Source organism: Desulfobacterium sp. N47, assembly GCF_051233685.1.
Lineage (GTDB): Bacteria > Desulfobacterota > Desulfobacteria > Desulfobacterales > RPRI01 > RPRI01.
In genome coordinates this window covers 1-1234 of the sequence record NZ_JBAMMY010000245.1, presented here as the reverse complement: position 1 = coordinate 1234, position 1234 = coordinate 1, and the positions used below count along the sequence as shown (strand labels likewise).

Annotated in this window: 1 protein-coding gene; it reads left to right on the top strand. The window is 42.7% G+C overall.

Annotation, left to right across the window (positions count from 1 at the left end):
• Nucleotides 1–177: 177 nt before the first annotated feature.
• Nucleotides 178–1044 (top strand): restriction endonuclease, encoded by an 867-nt coding sequence (locus VXK47_RS15975; RefSeq protein ID WP_435549782.1) that lies wholly within the window; start codon nt 178–180, stop codon nt 1042–1044.
• Nucleotides 1045–1234: the final 190 nt, after the last annotated feature.

Sequence of the window (1234 nt, the reverse complement as noted above, 5' to 3'; positions counted from 1 at the left end):
CTCATTGTCATAAGATATTAAGCGTAAGTCTTGACCCACTTGCGCTGAAGGCGGATATCGTTTTATAACAAATCAATGAACCCAACGCCGAGTAAGTTACGTTTTTTATCCTTGGCCGGCGGCGGCGTGGGTTATTTCCGTCGTTCGGCTTCAACATTAAACAAAGGAGAGAAATAAGTGGGCAGAAGAAAAAAAGGTTTTCAGGAGTTTACTCGCTTTTGCGCTCCTATTATAACCGTGCTTCAGTCATTAGGCGGTTCTGGGACGACGTCCGAAGTCATTGATCGGTCGATTGAAATATTGAGAATTCCAGAATCAGAACAGGAAGTTGAGCTGAAGAGCGGCGGGTCACGTGTCAGAAACCAAGCAGCATGGGCTCGACTGTACCTTGTTAAAGGTGGCCTGTTATCGTCATCGAAACGAGGAGTTTGGAGCCTTACAGAAAAAGGGCAAAAGATCGATCCTGATAATTTTGACTTTGAACAACTTTTCAAAAAAATTCAAAGAGACCACAGCGCAGCGAAAAAGGGCGAAGCAGAAAATACACCGGTTGATGAAGATGAAGTAACGATAGATGAGCATGAAGATTACCGGTCTCAATTATTAAACTTCATAAAAAACTTGACTCCAGCAGGGTTCGAGCGACTTTGCCAACGTTTGCTCCGGGAATCAGGATTTCAAAGGGTCACAGTCACAGGGAAAAGCGGAGATGGTGGAATTGATGGAATAGGGATACTTCAAGTTAATCCATTTGTAAGTTTTAATGTACTATTTCAATGTAAACGCTATCAAGGCTCTGTCACTCCTTCCAATGTTCGTGATTTTCGGGGTGCTATGATGGGGCGTGCTGACAAAGGCATTATAATTACAACTGGTACGTTTACAGTTGAAGCTATAAAAGAGGCTCGACGGGATGGCGTCCCTCCCATTGAGCTTGTAGCTGGAGACGACTTGATACGGCTGTTTGAAGAATTGGAGTTGGGCCTTATTCCAAGAACCACCTACGATATTAATGAATCGTTTTTTCAGGAATACATGGAATAGCCGAACCTTTTTTTGGAGCGGACCCAAAAAACCGGGCCGCTCAAAATGGCGTTATCTTGAGCATTAAATTGAAAAATGAGAGATATGCAGCAAAATAAGATGCACAACAGTCCTATAATATTTATACTTCTTGGGATGCTCCTTGCTGTTTTTATATTTTAGACAGTACTAAAGGCTGGAATCCATATGG